The organism is Pseudomonas paraglycinae, assembly GCF_021601625.1.
Lineage (GTDB): Bacteria > Pseudomonadota > Gammaproteobacteria > Pseudomonadales > Pseudomonadaceae > Aquipseudomonas > Aquipseudomonas paraglycinae.
On sequence record NZ_BQHR01000005.1, the window covers coordinates 158,087 to 177,805 of the forward strand.

Here is a 19,719-nt window from a genome sequence, read left to right on the forward strand (position 1 = left end):
TTTTGTTGTGAGCGGCTGTCATGAGCGCAGTTGAAACCAGGTGGTTTTCAACTGGGTGTATTTGTCGAACGAGTGCAGCGACAGATCGCGGCCGAAACCGGATTGCTTGCCGCCGCCGAACGGCACGGTCACGTCCAGCGCATCGACGCTGTTGACCGACACCGTACCGGCTCGCAATTGCCGCGCCACCCGGTGCGCGCGGTGCAGATCATCGGTCCACAGCGACGCCGCCAGACCGTAGACGCTGTCGTTGGCCAGTTGCAAGGCGTGGGCCTCGTCATCGAACGGAATCACCGCCAGCACCGGGCCGAAGACTTCTTCGCGGAACAGGGTCATGTGCGGCTGCACGTCGGTGAAAATCGTTGGCTGAATGAAGTTGTCAGAGCCGTTGAAACTCAGCTGCCGCCCGCCGCAGACGCGGGTCGCGCCTTCGCGTTCGGCCTGGTGGATGAAGCGCAGAATGCTTTCGGTCTGACGAGTATCGACGATTGCCCCGGCCGCACTCGCAGGGTCCAGCGGATCGCCCGGCTGCCAGCGTTCGGCCTGAGCCTTCAGCCGTTCAACGAACTCGTCATGAATCGAGCGTTCCACCAGTAACCGCGAGTTGGCCGAGCAGACCTCGCCCTGATTGAAGAAGATCCCGAACGCGGCTTTCTGCGCCGCCAGATCCAGATCCTTGCAGTCGGCGAACACCAGATTGGCGCTCTTGCCGCCGCACTCCAGCCACACCTGCTTGAGGTTCGACTGCGCGGAGTACTGCATGAAATATTTGCCGACCTGGGTCGAGCCGGTGAACACCAGGCAATCGACATCCGGGTGCAGGCCGAGGGCTTTGCCAGCCTTTTCGCCGAACCCCGGCAGCACGTTCAAAACACCGGCCGGCAGCCCGGCTTCCAGCGCCAGCTCGGCCAAACGCAATGCGGAGAACGGTGATTGCTCGGCGGGTTTGAGAATCACCGAGTTGCCCGCGGCCAGCGCCGGTGCGAGTTTCCACGCGGCCATGTCCAGCGGGAAATTCCAAGGCACCACCGCAGCGACCACGCCCAGCGCTTCGCGGGTGATGGTCGCCAGTACATTCGAGGCGCTCGGCGCGACCTGATCGTAGAGTTTGTCGAGACTTTCGGCGTACCAGCGAAACACCCCGGCGGCGCCCGGGACGTCGATGTTGTAAGCGTCCATCACCGGCTTGCCCATGTTCAGCGAATCGAGCAGCGCCAGCTCTTCGCGATGGGCCAGAATCAGATCCGCCAGCCGCAGCAGCACTTGCTTGCGTTCGGTCGGTGAACGCCCGGCCCAGGTGCCGGCCTCGAACACCTGTCGCGCATTCTGCACCGCCGCATCGACGTCTTCTTCACCGCACGCGGCGACGTTTGCCAGCAGCTGGCCGGTGGCCGGGTTGATCGCGGCAAAGGTCTGCCCCGACTGCGCCGCACGCAGTTTGCCGTCGATCACGGCCTGGTACGGATAGCTCAATTCAGCGGCCTTGCGCTGCCAGTCTGCAAGCTCGAACACGGTGGTTGCTCCTTGGACTTTTATTCTTTTGCGAACAGTGCGCAGTGATAGTCGCTCAGGCCCGTGCGGGCTAAAACCAGTAAAAATGTCTTCGCAGACAATAAAAAAGGTAACCAGCCGATGGCCCCTTCGCGCGTGTATGGGGCTATTGTTCAGGAACAAAAAAACCGCCGACAGAACGGAGGCCGGCGGCTTACAAATTGCTTGGATGTGGAATCCGTTCGCTTTGAGGTTCACCGTGGCCGCTTACAACCTGCGTCAGTTGAAATACTTCATCACCACCGTCGAATGCGGCAGCGTCGCCGAAGCGTCGCGCAAGCTGTACATCGCGCAACCGGCGATTTCCACGGCGATCAAGGGGCTGGAAGACAGCTTCGGCGTGCAACTGCTGATCCGCCATCACGCCCAAGGCGTGTCGCTAACGCCTAGCGGCGCGCGGTTCTTCCGCAAGGCCCAGGAACTGCTGCGCATGGCCAAGGAGTTCGAACAGAACGCCCTCGCCGACAACGACGTGGTGGCCGGGCAGATCGATATCGGCTGTTTTGAAACGGTGGCACCGCTGTACCTGCCGCAGCTGATTGCCGGGTTCTCGGCGCTGTATCCGGGGGTGAAGATCCGCATCCGCGACGGCGAACAACAGGAACTGGTGCAAGGCCTGACCTCGGGCACCTTCGATCTGGCAATCCTGTACAAGCACGACCTCGACGCCACCATCGAAACCGAACCCCTGATGCCGGCCCAACGACCTTACGCCCTGCTCCCGGCAGATCACCGCTTCGCCCAGCTCAAGCAGGTTTCGCTGCGGGACTTGTGCCTGGAACCGATGATCCTGCTCGACGTGCAACCGAGCCGCACCTACTTCGTCAGCCTGTTCGAAGAACTCGGGCTGTCGCCGCGCATCGAATTCAGCTCGCCGTCGATCGAAATGGTGCGCGGCATGGTCGGCCAGGGTTTCGGCTTCTCGATCCTGGTCACCCGCCCGCATTCGGAATGCACCTACGACGGCAAGAAAGTCGTGTGCGTCGACATCGTCGAAGACGTCACCGGCTCAGGCCTCGTGGCCGCGTGGCTCAAACGCGGACAACTGACCAAACCGGCGCAGTTGTTTGCCGATTATTGCCGGGAGCAGCTGACCGCCAAGGCCAGCCGCTGACCCTCACGTACCGCGCGGCTTGGCCCGGGCGGTGGCTTCAGCCACCAGCGGATCATCCGGCCAATAGTGCTTCGGATACCGCCCCTTCAGATCCTTCTTCACCTCGGCATAGGTGCTGCGCCAGAAGTTGGCCAGATCCTGCGTCACCTGCACCGGACGCCGCGCGGGCGACAGCAGGTGCAGCTTGACCACCTGCCGGCCGCCGGCGATGCGCGGTGTGTCGGCCAGGCCGAATAGCTCCTGCAAGCGCACGGCGAGTATCGGTGGTTGTTCGCTGTAGTCGAGGCGAATCGACGAGCCTGACGGCACGCTCAGGTGATGCGGCGCCTGTTCGTCGAGCTGTTGTGGCAGCGGCCATGGCAGCAGATTGCGCACGATGCTCGACAAGTCGAGGTTGGCGAAATGGCTGAGGCGCGAGACCTTGCCCAGATAAGGCATCAGCCAGTCTTCGAGGGTTTTCAGCAGGGTGGCGTCGCTGACATCCGGCCATTGGCTGTCGCCCTTGGCGTCAAGGTCGAGCTGGCGCAGCAAGGCGACTCGCGCCTGCCACTGGCGCAGTTCCGGGGTCCACGGCAGCAGCTCCAGCCCCTTGCGCCGCACCAGATTGACCAGCGCCTGGCTGCGGGCGTTTTCGTCGAGACCGGTCAGCGGTTCGCGGCTGAGGATCAGTTCGCCGACCTTGCGTTGGCGCTCGGCGCGCAGCACGCCTTCGCGTTCGTCCCAGTCCAGTTGATCGACGTTGTGCACCTGTTCCGCCAGCACCGAATCGAACAGCGCCGGATCGAAATCCGCCGCCAGATAAATCCGCTCTTCGCGCTGACCCTGACGGCTGCCGAGGTCGGCGATCACGATCCACGGTTCCTTCATCAGGCTGTCGGCTTCGGCGAACAGCGCCGCGCGGCCGTTGGCCAGACGATATTCGGCACCACCGGCACGCCGCTGCTGAGCGACGCGGTCCGGGTAGGCCAGCGCCAGCAAGGCGCCGAGCCAGCGCGGGTGATCCGGGTCGGCAACTGGTTCGCTCGCCTTGCCGCGCAGGTATCCACGATATTGCCGCGCCAGTTGCCGGGCGCGCTGCACGCCGCCCTGGGCACCACGGGCCGCGCGTTCTTCGCCGGACAGCAGCACCAGACGGCTGTGCAGATCCGCCCCGGCACCGCGCAAAATGTCGCGCTCGCCGAGCAACGCGGCGACGTCGCACGCCATGGTCGCCAAGCCCAGTGCCTGACCACGCAACAGCAAATGCGCGATGCGCGGATGGGCCGGCAATTCAGCCATGGCCTGCCCGTGACGGTTGAGGCTTTCACCGTCCAGTGCACCGAGGCGCTGCAACAGATCCTGAGCCTGTGCATAAGCGGCCGCCGGCGGCACGTCCAGCCAGATCAGATCACTCGGCGCCACGCCCCAGCGACCGAGTTGCAAAGCCAGGCCAGCCAGATCCGCCGAGAGGATTTCCGCACTGCCATAAGCCGCCAGCTGTTCATGCTGATCCTGCGACCACAGTCGATAACACACGCCAGGTTCCAGACGCCCTGCCCGGCCCGCTCGCTGGGTGGCACTGGCTTTGGATATACGCTGAGTGTCGAGCCGAGTCATGCCGCTGCCCGGGTCGAAACGCGGCACACGCGCCAGCCCGGCGTCGATTACCACACGCACACCGTTGATGGTCAGGCTGGTCTCGGCGATGTTGGTGGCCAGCACCACTTTGCGCTGGCCGGCCGGAGCCGGGTCGATGGCGGCACGCTGGGCATTCAGGTCGAGTTCGCCGTGCAGCGGGCAGAGCAACACGTCGCTGCGCTCACCGATGGCGTCCGCCAGTTGTTGATGAACACGCCGGATTTCCGCCTGCCCCGGCAGAAACACCAACAGGCTGCCGGTTTCATCGTGCAGCGCTTCGAGCACCGTTTGCGTGACGCGTTGATCGATGTATTCGCCGGGCTGGAACGGCCGGCCCCAGCGCATCGTCACCGGGAACATCCGGCCTTCGCTGCGCAGGATCGGCGCGTCGTCGAGCAACCCGGCCAGACGTTCGCCTTCAAGGGTGGCGGACATCAGCAGAATCTTCAGCGGTTGTTCAGCTCGAAACAGCTCGCGACCGTTCAGACTGAGGGCCAGCGCCAGATCGGCGTCGAGACTGCGTTCGTGAAATTCGTCGAAGATCAGCAGGCCCACGCCTTCCAGCGCCGGGTCGTCCTGCAGACGCCGGGTGAGGATGCCTTCGGTGACGACTTCGATGCGTGTGTTGGGGCCGACCTTGCTGTCGAGGCGGATGCGGTAACCGACGGTTTCACCGACCTTCTCGCCCAGCTCGCTGGCCAGCCGCTCCGCCGCTGCACGCGCCGCCAGTCGACGCGGTTCGAGCATGAGGATGGTCTGCCCGTTCAGCCACGCTTCATTGAGCAGGGCCAAGGGCACGCGGGTGGTTTTACCGGCGCCGGGCGGTGCTTCGAGCACGGCTTCGTTGCGTGTCGCGAGGGCTTCACGCAGGGCGGGTAAAACGTCATCGATCGGCAACGAATTCATACTGGCTCCAAAACAGAGGGCCGAGTATAACGGCGAACTGCCAGGCGTTCGTCAGGGTCTTAACTTCACACGATGACGCTTCGTTAACAGATGACTCAGGAGATTCCCATGCGCTTACCTTTTCGCCTGATCGGCGGTGTACTGGTTGCCACCCTGCTCACTCAGATCACCGCGTGCGGTTCGATTTTCTACCCAGACCGGCGCGGCCAGATCGACGGCAAGATCGACCCGGCGATTGCCGTGCTCGATGCCGTGGGCCTTTTGTTCTATATCCTTCCCGGCGTGATCGCGTTTGCCGTGGACTTCGCCACCGGCGCGATCTACTTCGAACCGGGCCACACGGCGCAGGTCGATCCGGCCAAGCTCAAGCAAGCCATCGGCCCGGACGGTCAGGTCGATAACTTGAAGTTGCAGGCTATTCTCGAAACGGAGCTGGGCCGCAATCTGCCGCTGGACGACCCGCGCCTGATCCAGCACAAGGGCAGCACCCAGCAACTGGCGATGTTCGGCCTGCAACCTGCCGCTTAAGGAATAGACGCACCCATGACCACAAGCACCGAACACGCCCGCCTGCTGCGGCTGGCGACCCGCGCCTCGGTGGCGGTGGCCTGTACGCTGATCATCGCCAAAGCCATCGCCTGGTGGCTGAGCGGTTCGGTGAGCATGCTCGCCGGCCTCACCGACTCGGCCCTCGATGGCGTCACTTCGTTGCTCAATCTGCTGGCGGTGCATTACGCGCTGCGCCCGGCGGATGATGATCACCGTTATGGGCACGGCAAGGCCGAGTCTCTGGCGGGCATGGCACAGGCGTTATTCATTGGTGGCAGTGCGGTGCTGATCGCGTTTCAGGCTTATGAGCGTTTGAAAAATCCGGAGCCGCTCGGCGCGCCTTGGCTGAGCATCGGGGTGATCGTGTTTTCCCTGCTGCTGACTGTCGCGCTGTTGATGCTGCAGCATCGGGTGATCAAGCAGACCGGCTCCAACGCCGTGCGGGCGGACTCGCTGCATTACCGTTCCGACCTGTTACTCAACGGCAGCATTCTGATTGCGCTGGTGTTGGCCGGATTGGGGTTCGATCAGCTGGATGCGTGGTTCGGTCTGGGAATTGCGGCGTACATTCTGTGGAGCGCGATTCAGATCGCCCGGGAAAGTTTTTCGGTGTTGATGGATGAAGAGCTGCCGACGGATGTCAGTCAGCACATGCTCGAACTGGCGTGCGGCGTGCCAGGCGTTTTGGGTGCGCATGATTTGCGCACGCGTATTTCCGGCAATCACTGGTTCGTGCAGTTGCACCTGGAATTGCCGGGGGAGCTGACGCTGTCAGTCGCCCATGGCATCAGCGATCAGGCGGCGGATGCGATTCACAAAGCCTACCCACGGGCCGAAGTGCTGGTGCACGCCGACCCGCAGGAAGTGGTCAAAGCCGCTCGGGCTCAGTAGTTGACCTGATAACCGCGACTGCTCAGGCAATTGCCCTGGGCCTGACGGTAGGCCTGCACCACTTCGGGCGCCGGTTGATAAGTCGCGGTGCGCGGATTGAAGCCGCTTTGCTGCACCGCGTACTGATAGCACTCGTAACCGTCGCGCTGAACCTGTTCCGGTGACTGGCCGTTGGCCGGATACGCTTCCACGTCATAACCATTGCCGGTCGGCTGCGGTGGCTGCTGCGACGGCGGCTCGACCACCACGTAATCCTGGGTTGCCTCCTGATAGGCGTAGTAAGAGCCGGCGGCGAGGAAAAGCAGCGAACCGCCGATCCACACTTCACGAGCGTAATCCGGCAGGTACTGGATGCGAATCCCGCGCGGCGGCTGAACCACGATATAGCGCGGGCCTTGCGGGCGATACCAGTAGCCGCCGGAGTAGAAATAGTCCTGGCCGCGATACGGCACACGGTAATCGCGATCCGGGAAACGGTCGATCACATGGCCCGGCCGGTATTGCGGACCCGGGCCCCAGCCGTTGCCATGCCCGTCCGGGCGACCCGGCCAGCGATTGTCGTTGGGGCGGTTGCCGGTCTGCCAGTTCTGGTGATAGCCGTTCTGCGGGCGCTCGTCGCGGTAGTAACCCTGACGGGGTTCCTGGGTCTGGCGCACGGTGTCGGGGCGCGGCTGGATCGGCAGGTCATTGGCCGGCAGTTGCGGCGGCGGTGGCGGCTGGCGCACCGGGTTGGGGTTGTAGGCCGGACGTGGCTGGTTCTGGTTCTGCCACTGGCCGTTGTTCGGTTGGCCGTGATTCTGCTGGCCGTTGTGCTCGAACTGACGGCTATTGTCGCCACGAATGATGTCGTTGTTCTGCCGCTGCGGATTATCTTGGCCGTGCTGCTGATTGCCGCCGCGATGGCCCTGATTGTTGTCCTGATGCTCCGGCCCGCGTCCGCCGCCGTCGGGGCCGCGATTCTGCGGCTCATCCGCCAGCGCTTGCGCACCGACACTCACACACAGCAAACCAACACTGGCCAGACGCCAGATGCGCGACTTCATGAAATTCCTCACTGCGGACTAGAGCCTGAAATTAAGAGGGCGTGTAGCTAAGACCGGGGATGGGCACACCGGGTTCTGCTACAGGTTATCAGTCACGTCATTTATTTATTGAGCGCGATGGGCCAAATCGCGGGCAAGAAAAAAGGGAGACCCGTCGGCCTCCCTTCTAGAGAACTTCGTCCTGGCTCGACGCTTTTGACGTCGGCTCACCTCACGCCGTCTTCTGGACAGTGTGCAGCTCGGGGGCCGGCACAACCCCGGTGGGGGTGGCGGCCGCGGCAGGCCGGATTGGGCGGGCCGCGTGGACTGTGTTACCGAGCAGTGATTCTGGTGATAAGAATAGGCCCGGAGCCGCGACAGATGATTGCGAAGATTGCTCAAATAAACATCACTTGCGCAATTTTTAACCCTGGATAGATAATCCGCCGCAATAGTTAAGACAAAGGACCGTTTGATGAGCAAACTCGACCGTTACGACCTCAGTATTTTGGCGGAATTGCAGCGCGACGCCCGCATCTCCAACCAGGAACTGGCCGAGCGCATCGGTCTGTCGCCCTCCCCGTGCTCGCGCCGGGTCAAGCAACTGGAGGACGACGGCTACATTTCCCGCCAGGTCGCCCTGCTCGATCGCAAGATGCTCGGCCTGAGCCTGACCGCCTACGTACTGATCGGCATGGACCGGCACACGCCGGAGCGTTTCGAGAACTTCGAAGCGGCGATCCGCACCTTGCCGCAAGTGCTGGAATGCAGTCTGGTGACCGGGGTGGATGCCGACTATCAGCTGAAAGTGGTGGTGCCGGACATGGATCACTATCAGAAGCTGCTGCTGGGGCATCTGACCCGGATCGAAGGCGTAACCAGTGTGCGCTCGAGCTTTGTGCTGAATCAGGTGCTCAATAGCACCGAATTGCCTCTCACGCATCTGCGTAGCTGATCAGAGCTGCCCTCATCGGAACGCCGCCCGCCCAGCCCTCTCCCGTAGGGAGAGGGGGGCCGACGGTGGGTTGCTCGAGAAGTACGCCGACCTGAACGCCCTGCTGTGAATCCATAATCGACTGGAAATTTCAGGTCGATGTATGACGCCAGACACCTCGGTCAGTCCCCTCTCCCCCCGGGAGAGGGTTAGGGTGAGGGCCAGTCGTCGGATCAGACCCAGATCAATGCCACCCCGCCCCCCTTGGCGTATACTCGCCGCGCCCTTTTAGCCCCGTGCGTGCCGGAGAACCCGATGGATCCAGCAGTATTTGAAGAGTGGATGATGACCGGTCTGGTCAGTATCCTGATCATTTTCATGGGTTTCATCGTCTGGGATCTGGCGAAGAAGTCCAAGGCCGGGCGCTTTGGCTCGTTCATTCTGTTCTTCGTGCTGGGCCTGGGCGTGGCCGCATTCATCATCAAGAGCGTGGTGATCGGCCTGATTGAATCCGGCGCTTTATAAGCGCGCCGGCACTTCTTTCCACTGGCCCTGGTCGAGCCCTTCGATCGTCCAGTCACCAATCCTGACCCGCACCAGCCGCAACGTCGGCAGCCCGACCGCCGCCGTCATCCGCCGCACCTGGCGGTTGCGCCCTTCGCGAATCACCAGTTCCAGCCAGGTTGTCGGAATGGTTGCGCGAAAGCGCACTGGCGGATTGCGCGGCCACAGCTCGGGCTCATCCAGTTGCCGCGCTTGCGCGGGCAAGGTCATGCCGTCATTCAATTCGACGCCGTCGCGCAGACGCTGCAACTGCTCGGCCGTCGGCACGCCTTCGACCTGCACCCAATAGGTTTTCGCCAGCTTGTGCTTGGGGTCGGCGATCCGCGCCTGCAACTGGCCGTCGTTGGTCAGCAGCAGCAAACCTTCGCTGTCACGATCCAGCCGTCCGGCCGGATAAATGCCCGGAATGTCGATGTAATCCTTGAGCGTCGCCCGCCCTTCGCCGTCGCTGAATTGGGTCAGCACATCGAACGGTTTGTTGAACAGGATCAGCTTCGGTTCGGCCGGTGGTGCCTTGGCGACCCGGCGCGGGGCTGAAGAAGCTGGCTTCGCGCCGTGGCGGCGGGAAGGTGGACGTTGAGGACGGGACATAAGAGAGCAGACATTTAGCGATCAGGGCTGACAATGCTAGTGCCCCGACCGCCAAATGACCACGACAAACCGTTAGCGGAACGGCGGCTCGTCGAAGCTGCGCAGTTTGCGCGAGTGCAGCGAATTGAGTTCGGTGCGCAGCAGATCCACCGCTTCAATGCCGATCTTCAAGTGCTGGCTGACCGCACGCTCGTAGAACGCGTTGGCCGAACCCGGCAGCTTGATTTCGCTGTGCAGCGGCTTGTCCGATACACACAGCAACGTGCCGTACGGCACCCGCAGGCGATAACCCTGGGCGGCGATGGTGCCGCTTTCCATGTCCACGGCCACGGCGCGGGACAGGTTGATCAGCGGTCGTTCCTGAGCCCAGCGCAATTCCCAGTTACGGTCATCGTAGGTCAGCACAGTGCCGGTGCGCAGGCGCTTCTTCAGCTCTTCGCCTTTTTCGCCGGTGATGTTGGCCGCCGCTTGTTGCAGCGCCAGTTGCACTTCGGCCAGGGCCGGAATCGGAATGTTCGGCGGCACCACGCGGTCGAGAATTCCGTCGCGACGCATGTAGGCGTGAGCCAGCACGTAGTCGCCGATGGTCTGCGACTGACGCAGGCCGCCGCAGTGGCCGATCATCAGCCAGCAATGCGGACGCAGCACGGCCAGGTGGTCGGTGATGTTCTTGGCGTTGGACGGACCGACACCGATGTTCACCAGGGTCACGCCGTGGCCATCGCTGGCGATCAGGTGATAGGCCGGCATCTGGTAGCGGTGCCAGACCACACCGGCCGCAATCGCCGAGGCTTCGCCGTGATCCATGCCCTTTTCGATGATCACGTTGCCCGGCAAGACCATGCGTACGAAACGCGGGTCGCGGCGCAGTTGTTCCAGGCCATGGACGATGAACTGGTCGACATAACGGTGGTAGTTGGTCAGCAGAATCCACGGCTGCACATGGCGCCAGTCACTGCCGGTGTAATGCACCAGACGACGCAGCGAAAAATCGACGCGGGCCGCATCGAACAGCGCCAGCGGCAGCGGATCGGTGTTTTCCCAGTCGTAGAGACCGTCGGCGATGCCATCGGTGGCGGCGGACAGGTCGGTACTCGGGAACACCCGTGCCAGCACGGCGGCAGTGACGCCAGAGCCGGCCAGTTCATCACCCTGCTCGACCACGTACGGGTACGGAATGTTCTGCTCGCTGACCCCGACTTCGACGGTCACGGTGAAGTCATGCATCAGCGGCGTGAGCTGTTCCAGCAGGTATTTGCGAAACGCCGCCGGGTGAGTAACGGTCACGCTGTAGGTGCCCGGCAACTGCACCTTGGCGTAAGCGCGGGTGGTCTGCGGGACTTCGCCCTGGCAGTGGTAGGTCAGACGCAGTTCGGGATAACGGAACAGGGCACGTTGCTCGGCGTCGGGCTCGACGCGATCCTTGAGATAACGCTTGAGCGCCGAGTTCAGCGCCGTGGTGGCCCGCTCATGCAGCTCGGCGAGACGATCCACGGCCTGTTCGGCGGTTTGAACGACAATAAACGCTTCGGTCACGATCAGCTTCCTGTGTTCTGACTTGCAGAGCTTCATCTTGCCTGCATCGTGGCGTCACGGAAACAGTGGCGTTGTGGCTTTGTTGCGATCCCCCTTCAGAAACCTTTCGGCGTCGAGCGGGCGACGATGGCTTCGACATCCAGTCCGCGCGGCAACGCGCCGTAGGCCCGCCCGCCTCCGTTCAGACGACTGGCGATGAACGCATCGCTGACCGCCGAATTCCCGGCCTCCAGCAGCAACTTCGCTTGCAGTCCCAAAGCGATGTCTTCGGTCAGTTGCCGAGCGCGGTATTGAATGTCGCTGGTGTCCTTGAACTGTGCCTGCAATTGCTGAATGTGCGCGGCCAGTCGCTTGTCGCCATGACCGTCGCCCAACTCGCTGAACAACACATCGAGTACGCCCGGCTCTTTCGACAAGGCGCGCAACACATCGAGGCATTGCACGTTGCCGGAGCCTTCCCACGTCGAGTTCACCGGCGCTTCGCGGTACAGCCGCGGCAGGATGCTCTCCTCGACATAGCCAGCACCGCCCATGCACTCGGCGGCTTCGTTGATCATCCCCGGCGCACGTTTGCAGATCCAGTATTTACCCACCGCCGTCACCAGTCGGGCAAACTGCGCTTCATGGCGATCGTCCAGATGATCCAGCGCCTTGCCCATGCGCAGGCTCAGCGCCAGCGCGGCTTCGCTTTCCAGCGCCAGATCGGCCAGCACGTTCTGCATCAGTGGCTGTTCACTGAGCAGTTTGCCGCCGACCTTGCGATGGGCGCAGTGATGGCTGGCCTGAGTCAGCGCCTGACGCATCAGCGAGCTGGAGCCGACCATGCAATCGAAACGGGTCATCGCCACCATCTCGATGATGGTCGGCACGCCGCGCCCTTCTTCGCCGACCATCCACGCCAGCGCGCCTCGGAATTCCACTTCGCTGGAAGCGTTGGACTGGTTGCCGAGCTTGTTTTTCAGGCGCTGGATGTAGAACTGATTGCGCGTGTCGTCCGGGCGATGGCGCGGCAGCAGGAAGCAGCTCAAGCCCTTGTCGGTTTGCGCCAGCGTCAGGAACGCATCGCACATCGGCGCCGAACAGAACCACTTGTGCCCCACCAGTTCATAGGCCTGGCCCGGGCCGCTGGCGCCGACCGGATAAGCCTTGGTGGTGTTGGCACGCACGTCGGTGCCGCCCTGCTTCTCGGTCATCGCCATGCCAATGGTGACGCCCGCCTTGTGGGCCATGCCGACATTGCGAGGATCGTATTCGGTGGAGAGGATTTTCGGCAGCCATTGCTCAGCCAGATTCGGCTGCAAACGCATCGCGGGGACACTGGCGAAGGTCATGGTCAGCGGGCAACCGCTGCCGGCTTCGGCCTGACTGTGCAGATAGGACATGGAAGCGCGGGCGACATGGGCGCCGTCCTGTGGATGAGCCCAGGGCAACGACGTCAAGCCATGTTCAATGGCGGTGCGCATCAGCTCGTGATACGCCGGATGAAACTCCACCAGGTCGATGCGATGTCCATAGCGGTCATGACTGGCAAACACCGGTTTGTTCTGGTTGGCGAGGAACCCGGCCTCCATCAGCGGCCCGCCGGCCAGCGCGCCGTAGGCGTCGATCCGCGACTCGGCCCAGCCGGCGCCGAACCGCCGCGACCACTCCTGCAACGGCAGGTCGATGCGGTACAGGTTGGTGCCGTCCAGCGACGGTGGCTGGTTGGTGACTTCGTGAGTTTCGGCGAACTGATGCAGGTTCATGACGGGGCTCCTTGATCGGCCAGAGCTTCAGTTAAGCACCGCCCCCGAACCGATCAAAGTGTCATATCGGCCTAAATACCGGCGCTTTCACCCTATCAGCAACTCAACACCCGCCGCTGCATCGCAACCTGCAGATCCTCGAATTTCACCGGTTTGCTCAGATAATCGATCGAGCCACCCGACGCGCAATGCTCGCGATCCGCCCCCAGCGCGATCATGAACACCGGCAAATGGGCGCATCCCGGCAGGTCACGAATCTGGCAACACAGCGATGCCCCATCGAGCGGCGGCAACTGGCAGTCGATCAGCACGGCATCGAAGCGCTCGCGCTGCAAACAGTCGAGCGCCGCCGCGCCGTGGTCGGCGGTGCGCACGCGGAAACCGAGCTTGAGCAACATGCCGCGCATCACCAGTTGGTTGACGCTGTTGTCGTCCACCAGCAGCACGGTGCAATCCTGCGGCGCGCGCACGGTGTCGCGGCTGAACGCGGGCACGGCTTCCACTTCCGGCAACTCAAACTCGACATCCAGTTGAAAGCGGCTGCCACTCCCCGGTTCGGAACGGTGCGTGAGCTTGCCACCGAGCAATTCCACCAATTGACGGCAGATCGCCAGACCGACACCCAGCCCGCCGTATTCGCGGGTCATCGAACCGTCGAGCTGGAAGAACCGCTGATACATCGTCGCCTCGCCCAGATCGGTGAAGCCGATCCCGGTGTCGATCACCGCAAAGGACAGCGCCAGCCGATTGTCCGTCGACGGTTTGCCCGTCACCCGCAATGCCAGACCGCCGACGCGGGTGAACTTGATCGCATTGTCCAGCAGGCACTCCAGGCATTGCGCGAGTTTGGCGCTGTCGCCATGCAGGCGATCCGGCAGGGTCGGCAGCACGTCGATCTTGAAGTCCAGCGACTTGCTCGAAGCGTTGCCATCGAACTGCATCCGCAACGCCTCGACCACCCCGCGCAGGCTGAAACTGCCCGGCGTCGCCTTGAGCTTGCCGGCCTGCAATTCGGTCAGGGTCAGGATGCCGTTGACCATGCGCATCATGTCCCGCGCCGAACCGGCGGCAGTCTGCTGGTATTGCTCCAGTTCCGGATCGAGTTCGACGGTCTGCATCAACTCGAGCGAACCGATCACCCCGTTCATGGGCGTGCGCAGTTCGTGGGTCAGGGTCGCGAGGAATTCGTCCTTGAGCTTGTTGCTGTGGGCCAGTTGCTGGTTCAGCACTTCAAGTTTCTGGCCGGCGTCGAACAGGGTCTGCGCCTGTTGTTCGCGCATCGCGTTGATGCGGTCGGCCAGGGCCAGCGACAGCAGCGCCACTTCGATGGCCGAGCCGATCTGGCTGGCGTACATGGTCAGGAACACGTTCGGCAGCAGGCCCAGCACCATCATGGTGTTGACGATGCCGCCGATCAGGAACGCCGACCAGGCGATGATGAAATAACGCGCCACCCGCAGGCCACGCCACCAGGCCAGGATCCCGGCGGCGAAAATCACCACGGTAAAAGTCAGCGCCAGGGTCGTCGCCAGACGCAGGGCCAGGCCATAACTGGTCATCAACGACAGGCCGATCACAACGGCGCCGAACGCGATCAGGGCGATCAGCAGGCGATCGAGCCAGCGGCTGTGGTTCCTGGTCTGCAGGAAACTGCGGGCGAACTGGCTGCCGAACAGCCCCGCGCAACCGATGAAGAACGGCGTGGCGGCGTTGGCCCACCATGGGTTGTCCGGCCAGAAATACTCGACCGCCGCGCCATTGACCGACAGCTGATAGAGGCCGAACGAAGCGATATAGAAGATGTAATAGAGGTAACTGGTGTCGCGCACGCTGAGGTAGATGAACAGGTTGTAGACCAGCATCCCCAGCAGCACGCCATAAATGACCCCCAGCACGTACAGGCGCACCGGCTGGTCTTCAAGGTACGCGGTGCTCGACCACAACGTTACCGGCGCCTGGATCGAGCCCTCGCTGGACAACCGCAGGTAAACGGTTCGTTGCTGATCCGGCTTGAACGCCAGGTCGAACAGGTAATTGTTCTGGCGGATCTCGCGACTGGCGAACGGCAGGGCGTCCCCGGTCTGCCGCACCAGACGGTAGTCACCGGCCGCATCGGGCAGATACAGATCGAGATGATCGAGCGGCGGATACGCCAGTTCCAGCAGCCAGCTGCGTTGCGCCGACGGGTTGGTCGGGCGGTAATGCAGATCGATCTTCAGCCAGAACACCGAGCGCGAATAACCGGCATTGAGCGTGGCTTTGTCATGGGGTTTGAAGTTTCCGGCGGCGGCTTGCGCGCGGACATCGGCAATGCTCGCCTGACCGCTCGGGTCTTCGAACACTTGCAGGGATCGACCCAGCGGGAGGCTCTGGGTGAACTCGTCGAACTCGACGGCGCTTGCCAGGAGGGGCAAGCAGAACAGCAACATCAACAAATAGCGCATTGAAGCCCCAGCGTGGCTTGGCCGGTTGTGTCAGGAAGCCCCCCATTCCCTTTGAGATGACGTAAAACCGGTATTACCTGTTATTGGTTTGGATCCACTCTAGCATAGCCGTTGATGGCCATTGAGCACCATGGAAATTTTTCCAAGGAAGGCTCTAGAACGGGCGTTCCAGAGCAAAACACCGGGCTAGAGCTGTTGGCTCGGTCAGATTGTGACAAGCGCTGTGGATCTCGCTACCCGGGTTATCGGCCGCGCGCTGCGCCACAACACCCGGAAAACAGGTTTGGTGGTAAGCTCGCGCACCATGAATATCTACAGCTCACGCCCCGTTGTCCTCTGTCTCTCCGGCCACGACCCCAGTGGTGGCGCCGGCCTGCAGGCAGATATCGAAGCCCTGCTCGCTCAGGGTTGCCATGCGGCTCCGGCCGTCACCGCCCTGACCGTGCAAGACACGGTCAACGTCACTGACTTTCGCGTCCTCGACCGTGAGTGGGTACTGGCCCAGGCCAATGCCGTGCTCAACGATTCCGAAGTCGCGGCAGTGAAACTGGGCATGCTCGGTTCTCTGGAAATGGTCGACACCGTCGTCGAACTGCTCCAGGCGCACCCGCACTTGCCAGTGGTCTGCGACCCGGTGCTGCGCGCCGGCGGCGGCGGACGCCTGGGCAAGGACGAAGTCGGCTACGCCATGCGCGAACGCCTGCTGCCGCTGTCGATCATCGCCACCCCCAATCTTCCCGAAGCCCGGATCCTCGCCGAACTGCCAGAAGGCACCGCGGACGAGTGTGCTGAAAAACTGTTGCCGTACATCAAGAACCTGCTGATCACTGGCGGTCACGGCGACGAAACCGAAATCCACAATCGCCTGTACAGCCGCTACGGCCTGCGCGAAACGTTCAAGTGCCAGCGCCTGCCGGGCAGCTATCACGGTTCCGGCTGCACCCTGGCCAGCACCCTCGCCGGCCGCCTGGCACTGGGCGAAAACCTTGCGAGCGCGGTGCGTACTGCGCTGGATTACACCTGGCGCACCCTGCGCGATGCCGAACAGCTGGGCAAAGGCCAGTTCGTGCCGCGTCGCCTGCCGCTGGATTTCTGTTCCTGATGTTTCGAGCCTGAGGTCTGCGCGATGAAACTACGAGGCCTGTATGCCATCACCGACAGCCAGTTGCTGGCCGGCAAGTTTCTGTCCTACGTGGAGGCGGCGCTGGAAGGCGGCGTCACCCTGCTGCAATACCGCGACAAAAGCAGCGACGAAGCCCGCCGCCTGCGTGAGGCCGAGGCCCTGCGCGACCTGTGCGAACGCTACAAGACGCAACTGATCATCAACGATGACGCCGAACTGGCCGCGCGCCTGAACGTCGGCGTGCACCTGGGCCAGACCGACGGCCCGCTGTCGCCGACCCGCGCCCTGCTCGGCTCCAAGGCGATCATCGGCTCGACCTGCCACGCACAGCTTGAACTGGCCGAACAGGCCGCCAAAGAAGGCGCGAGTTACGTCGCCTTCGGTCGCTTCTTCAATTCCAGTACCAAACCCGGTGCACCGAGTTGCAGCCTCGATCTGCTCGACGAGGCCAAACGTACCCTGCACCTGCCGATCTGCGCGATCGGCGGCATCACCCTCGACAACGCTGCGCCACTGGTGGCCCACGGTGTCGATCTGCTGGCCGTGGTCCATGGCCTGTTCGGCGCCGACAGCACCGCCGAAGTGACCCGCCGCGCCCGCGCCTTCAATGAATTACTAAAAGTCTGAGAGCCCGATCATGTCTCGTTCCGAAACCCTGTTTGCCAACGCCCAGAAACACATTCCCGGTGGCGTGAACTCGCCGGTGCGCGCGTTCAAGAGCGTTGGCGGCACGCCGCTGTTCTTCAAGCACGCCGAAGGCGCCTACGTCACTGACGAAGACGACAAGCGTTATGTGGATTACGTCGGCTCCTGGGGCCCGATGATCCTCGGCCACAGCCACCCGGAAGTGCTGGATGCGGTGCGCAACCAGTTGCAGCACGGCCTGTCCTACGGCGCGCCGACCGCGATGGAAACCGAGATGGCCGACCTGGTCTGCTCGCTGGTGCCGTCGATGGAAATGGTACGCATGGTCAGCTCCGGCACCGAAGCGACCATGAGCGCGATCCGTCTGGCCCGTGGTTTCACCGGCCGTGACAGCATCATCAAGTTCGAAGGCTGCTACCACGGCCACTCCGACAGTCTGCTGGTCAAGGCCGGTTCCGGCGCACTGACCCAGGGCGTACCAAGCTCGGCCGGCGTACCGGCGGCATTCGCCAAACACACCCTGACCCTGCCGTTCAACGACATCGACGCGGTTGAAAAAATGCTCGCCGAAGTCGGCCAGGACGTCGCGTGCATCATTGTCGAGCCAGTGGCCGGCAACATGAACTGCGTGCCGCCGGCGCCGGGTTTCCTCGAAGGCCTGCGCAGCCTGTGCGACAAGCACGGCGTAGTGCTGATTTTCGACGAAGTGATGACGGGTTTCCGCGTCGCCCTCGGCGGTGCCCAGGCTTACTACGGCGTAACCCCGGACCTGACCACCTTCGGCAAGATCATCGGCGGCGGCATGCCGGTCGGCTGTTTCGGCGGCAAACGCTCGATCATGGAACGCATCGCGCCGCTCGGCCCGGTCTATCAGGCAGGCACCTTGTCGGGTAACCCGCTGGCGATGGCCGCCGGCCTGACCACCCTGCGCCTGATCAGCCGTCCGGGCTTCCACGCCGAGCTGACCGACTACACCACCCGTCTGCTCGATGGCCTGCAACAGCGCGCCGATGCCGCCGGCATTCCGTTCGTGACCACCCAGGCGGGCGGCATGTTCGGTCTGTACTTCAGCGGTGCCGACGACATTGTTACTTTTGAAGACGTGATGGCCAGCGATGCAGCGCTGTTCGGTCGATTCTTCCACCTGATGCTGGAAGGTGGCGTGTATCTGGCACCGAGCGCTTTCGAAGCCGGTTTCACCTCGATCGCCCATGGCGAAGCCGAGCTGAAACTGACCCTCGACGCCGCTGAGCGCGCCTTCGCCAAATTGAAGTAAAACGCCCCGCCGCTGACGTTGGCCATTGCCAGCGTCAGCGTTCTCCTACATCCGCACGTCTTTTCCGACACACCTGCCAAAAATCCCCCATAAAGTGGGCGATATATTTCCCGCGCAGCAGAAAATCGAGTAAAGACTTTGTAAGGATGGCCCTGCTTATTTCATAATGCGCGCTTATTGGATCCCTCGACGGGTCCGCGCGCCCTTCAGAGGTAAGTCGATTCCCATGAACCGCACCGGCCGCACCCTTGCCTTGGGCTGCCTGTTGCTCCTTCAGCCGCTGCTCGCACATGCACAAGCAGGCGGCAACTCGTTGTTGATCCCGGCGATGGGTCGCTGCACCCTCAATACTCAGCCGCAAGATGTCACGCAGGCACTCGCCGCCTGCCAAAAGGCAGCGGATGAGGGGGATGCGCAAGCGCAATACGAGTTGGGTGAGTTCTACTACGACGGCAAGAATGCGCCGCGCGACCTCAATCAAGCCCTGAGCTATTTCGAAAAGGCCTCGCTGCAAGGTCACGCCCAGGCGCAATTCAAGCTCGGCACCATGTTCTTCCACGGTGAAGGCGTGCAGGCCAACAACATTCAGGCTTATATCGTGCTGAAGATGGCCGCGGTCAACGGCGCCGAAGACGCGCTCGACACCGCCGACGAAGTGTCTGAAAAGATGTCCCGCGAAGACCTGGAAACCGCGACCCAGGTGCTCGGGCAAATTTTCCGTAAATACCTGATGGAACTGCAGAGCGCCGACGGGCGTACGCCGTTCTCGCCCCTGCCCTGACTAACGATAGTTCCCGCGCTTTTCGTCACCGACGCGAAACGTCGAAGGCGGCATTCCCACGCAGAGCATGGGAACGATCACTTCCATAAAACCCGGTTTTACTTCTCGGGCATCGGCACCGGAAACGGCATCACATTGCCAACACCGCCACGGGCTTCACTGATCTTTGGCGTCCCCAGTCGCTCGACTTCATCGATGCGCACGATCGAGTGCATCGGCACAAAGCTGCGCACCACGCCTTCGAACTGCGCCTTGAGCTTTTCTTCGCTCGGGTCGACGACCACTTGCGTGCGCTCGCCAAAGACGAACTCTTCCACTTCCAGGAAACCCCACAGATCACTTTGATAGATCTGCTTGGCGTACATTTCGAACACCTGGCCCTGGTTGAGGAAAATCACCTTGTAGATTGGAGCTTCGCGTTTGGTCATGG

The 19,719-nt window shown here is 62.6% G+C and carries 17 protein-coding genes; 9 read left to right on the forward strand and 8 right to left on the reverse strand.

Going from position 1 to position 19,719, the window contains the following annotated elements:
• Positions 1–18: 18 nt before the first annotated feature.
• Positions 19–1,512 carry an aldehyde dehydrogenase gene (locus L6D82_RS09455; RefSeq protein ID WP_236188846.1) on the reverse strand — a complete coding sequence of 498 codons (1,494 nt, stop codon included), beginning with the start codon at positions 1,510–1,512 and terminating at the stop codon, positions 19–21.
• A gap of 238 nt (positions 1,513–1,750) precedes the next feature.
• Here L6D82_RS09455 and L6D82_RS09460 point away from each other — a divergent pair, with 238 nt between their 5' ends.
• Complete coding sequence (locus L6D82_RS09460) at positions 1,751–2,665, forward strand: LysR family transcriptional regulator (protein WP_007958716.1); 915 nt, start codon at positions 1,751–1,753, stop codon at positions 2,663–2,665.
• A gap of 3 nt (positions 2,666–2,668) precedes the next feature.
• On the opposite strand, the gene hrpB is transcribed toward L6D82_RS09460, so the two are convergent.
• Positions 2,669–5,188 (reverse strand): ATP-dependent helicase HrpB, encoded by a 2,520-nt coding sequence (gene hrpB / locus L6D82_RS09465; protein WP_236188848.1) that lies wholly within the window; start codon positions 5,186–5,188, stop codon positions 2,669–2,671.
• Positions 5,189–5,296: 108 nt separating this feature from the next.
• Between hrpB and L6D82_RS09470 the strand changes: the two genes are divergently transcribed.
• Together L6D82_RS09470 and L6D82_RS09475 are read left to right on the forward strand one after the other, a co-directional pair.
• Positions 5,297–5,716: a hypothetical protein gene (locus tag L6D82_RS09470; protein ID WP_039771823.1), complete on the forward strand. Its 420-nt coding sequence runs from the start codon at positions 5,297–5,299 to the stop codon at positions 5,714–5,716.
• Positions 5,717–5,731: 15 nt separating this feature from the next.
• Positions 5,732–6,628, forward strand: coding sequence for a cation diffusion facilitator family transporter (locus L6D82_RS09475; RefSeq protein WP_102686358.1), 897 nt, complete (start codon positions 5,732–5,734; stop codon positions 6,626–6,628).
• On the opposite strand, the gene L6D82_RS09480 is transcribed toward L6D82_RS09475, so the two are convergent.
• On the reverse strand, positions 6,622–7,671 hold the full coding sequence (locus L6D82_RS09480; protein ID WP_236188850.1) for a DUF6515 family protein: 1,050 nt from the start codon (positions 7,669–7,671) through the stop codon (positions 6,622–6,624). The genes L6D82_RS09475 and L6D82_RS09480 overlap by 7 nt on opposite strands.
• 454 nt (positions 7,672–8,125) lie before the next feature.
• Between L6D82_RS09480 and L6D82_RS09485 the strand changes: the two genes are divergently transcribed.
• A complete protein-coding gene (locus tag L6D82_RS09485) occupies positions 8,126–8,605 on the forward strand; it encodes an Lrp/AsnC family transcriptional regulator (RefSeq protein WP_007909658.1) in 480 nt (159 codons plus the stop codon).
• A 294-nt stretch (positions 8,606–8,899) separates the two neighbouring features.
• Positions 8,900–9,109, forward strand: a complete 210-nt coding sequence (locus L6D82_RS09490; protein WP_003228500.1) for a DUF2788 domain-containing protein — start codon at positions 8,900–8,902, stop codon at positions 9,107–9,109.
• Here the strand turns inward: L6D82_RS09490 and L6D82_RS09495 are convergent.
• The 4 genes from L6D82_RS09495 to L6D82_RS09510 form a co-directional block, all read right to left on the reverse strand.
• A complete protein-coding gene (locus tag L6D82_RS09495) occupies positions 9,104–9,739 on the reverse strand; it encodes a pseudouridine synthase (protein ID WP_236188852.1) in 636 nt (211 codons plus the stop codon). The genes L6D82_RS09490 and L6D82_RS09495 overlap by 6 nt on opposite strands.
• 72 nt (positions 9,740–9,811) lie before the next feature.
• Entirely contained in the window at positions 9,812–11,311 is a 1,500-nt protein-coding gene (amn, locus tag L6D82_RS09500) for an AMP nucleosidase (protein WP_162130486.1), read from the reverse strand.
• 59 nt (positions 11,312–11,370) lie between these two features.
• Entirely contained in the window at positions 11,371–13,020 is a 1,650-nt protein-coding gene (locus L6D82_RS09505; protein WP_236188856.1) for an acyl-CoA dehydrogenase family protein, read from the reverse strand.
• A gap of 95 nt (positions 13,021–13,115) precedes the next feature.
• On the reverse strand, positions 13,116–15,464 hold the full coding sequence (locus L6D82_RS09510) for a hybrid sensor histidine kinase/response regulator (RefSeq protein WP_236188864.1): 2,349 nt from the start codon (positions 15,462–15,464) through the stop codon (positions 13,116–13,118).
• A 304-nt stretch (positions 15,465–15,768) separates the two neighbouring features.
• Here L6D82_RS09510 and L6D82_RS09515 point away from each other — a divergent pair, with 304 nt between their 5' ends.
• The 4 genes from L6D82_RS09515 to L6D82_RS09530 all read left to right on the forward strand — a co-directional run bounded on the left by L6D82_RS09515 (position 15,769) and on the right by L6D82_RS09530 (position 19,289).
• Positions 15,769–16,566 (forward strand): hydroxymethylpyrimidine/phosphomethylpyrimidine kinase, encoded by a 798-nt coding sequence (locus L6D82_RS09515; protein ID WP_236188870.1) that lies wholly within the window; start codon positions 15,769–15,771, stop codon positions 16,564–16,566.
• Between the two features lie 24 nt (positions 16,567–16,590).
• Complete coding sequence (gene thiE, locus L6D82_RS09520; protein ID WP_007958698.1) at positions 16,591–17,214, forward strand: thiamine phosphate synthase; 624 nt, start codon at positions 16,591–16,593, stop codon at positions 17,212–17,214.
• Positions 17,215–17,224: 10 nt separating this feature from the next.
• Positions 17,225–18,508 carry a glutamate-1-semialdehyde 2,1-aminomutase gene (hemL, locus tag L6D82_RS09525; protein ID WP_064382167.1) on the forward strand — a complete coding sequence of 428 codons (1,284 nt, stop codon included), beginning with the start codon at positions 17,225–17,227 and terminating at the stop codon, positions 18,506–18,508.
• A gap of 226 nt (positions 18,509–18,734) precedes the next feature.
• Entirely contained in the window at positions 18,735–19,289 is a 555-nt protein-coding gene (locus L6D82_RS09530; RefSeq protein WP_003228518.1) for a tetratricopeptide repeat protein, read from the forward strand.
• A gap of 98 nt (positions 19,290–19,387) precedes the next feature.
• Here the strand turns inward: L6D82_RS09530 and L6D82_RS09535 are convergent, their stop codons facing one another.
• On the reverse strand, positions 19,388–19,717 hold the full coding sequence (locus L6D82_RS09535; protein ID WP_007958692.1) for a DUF1820 family protein: 330 nt from the start codon (positions 19,715–19,717) through the stop codon (positions 19,388–19,390).
• Positions 19,718–19,719: the final 2 nt, after the last annotated feature.

What these genes read in the sequence shown, in the direction of transcription:
- hrpB (WP_236188848.1), bottom strand. Translation starts at nt 5,188, where the DNA reads ATGAATTCGTTGCCGATCGATGACGTTTTACCCGCCCTGCGTGAAGCC.
- L6D82_RS09470 (WP_039771823.1), top strand. Translation starts at nt 5,297, where the DNA reads ATGCGCTTACCTTTTCGCCTGATCGGCGGTGTACTGGTTGCCACCCTG.
- L6D82_RS09475 (WP_102686358.1), top strand. Translation starts at nt 5,732, where the DNA reads ATGACCACAAGCACCGAACACGCCCGCCTGCTGCGGCTGGCGACCCGC.
- L6D82_RS09480 (WP_236188850.1), bottom strand. Translation starts at nt 7,671, where the DNA reads ATGAAGTCGCGCATCTGGCGTCTGGCCAGTGTTGGTTTGCTGTGTGTG.
- L6D82_RS09485 (WP_007909658.1), top strand. Translation starts at nt 8,126, where the DNA reads ATGAGCAAACTCGACCGTTACGACCTCAGTATTTTGGCGGAATTGCAG.
- L6D82_RS09490 (WP_003228500.1), top strand. Translation starts at nt 8,900, where the DNA reads ATGGATCCAGCAGTATTTGAAGAGTGGATGATGACCGGTCTGGTCAGT.
- L6D82_RS09495 (WP_236188852.1), bottom strand. Translation starts at nt 9,739, where the DNA reads ATGTCCCGTCCTCAACGTCCACCTTCCCGCCGCCACGGCGCGAAGCCA.
- amn (WP_162130486.1), bottom strand. Translation starts at nt 11,311, where the DNA reads ATGAAGCTCTGCAAGTCAGAACACAGGAAGCTGATCGTGACCGAAGCG.
- L6D82_RS09505 (WP_236188856.1), bottom strand. Translation starts at nt 13,020, where the DNA reads ATGAACCTGCATCAGTTCGCCGAAACTCACGAAGTCACCAACCAGCCA.
- L6D82_RS09510 (WP_236188864.1), bottom strand. Translation starts at nt 15,464, where the DNA reads ATGCGCTATTTGTTGATGTTGCTGTTCTGCTTGCCCCTCCTGGCAAGC.
- L6D82_RS09515 (WP_236188870.1), top strand. Translation starts at nt 15,769, where the DNA reads ATGAATATCTACAGCTCACGCCCCGTTGTCCTCTGTCTCTCCGGCCAC.
- thiE (WP_007958698.1), top strand. Translation starts at nt 16,591, where the DNA reads ATGAAACTACGAGGCCTGTATGCCATCACCGACAGCCAGTTGCTGGCC.
- hemL (WP_064382167.1), top strand. Translation starts at nt 17,225, where the DNA reads ATGTCTCGTTCCGAAACCCTGTTTGCCAACGCCCAGAAACACATTCCC.
- L6D82_RS09530 (WP_003228518.1), top strand. Translation starts at nt 18,735, where the DNA reads ATGAACCGCACCGGCCGCACCCTTGCCTTGGGCTGCCTGTTGCTCCTT.
- L6D82_RS09535 (WP_007958692.1), bottom strand. Translation starts at nt 19,717, where the DNA reads ATGACCAAACGCGAAGCTCCAATCTACAAGGTGATTTTCCTCAACCAG.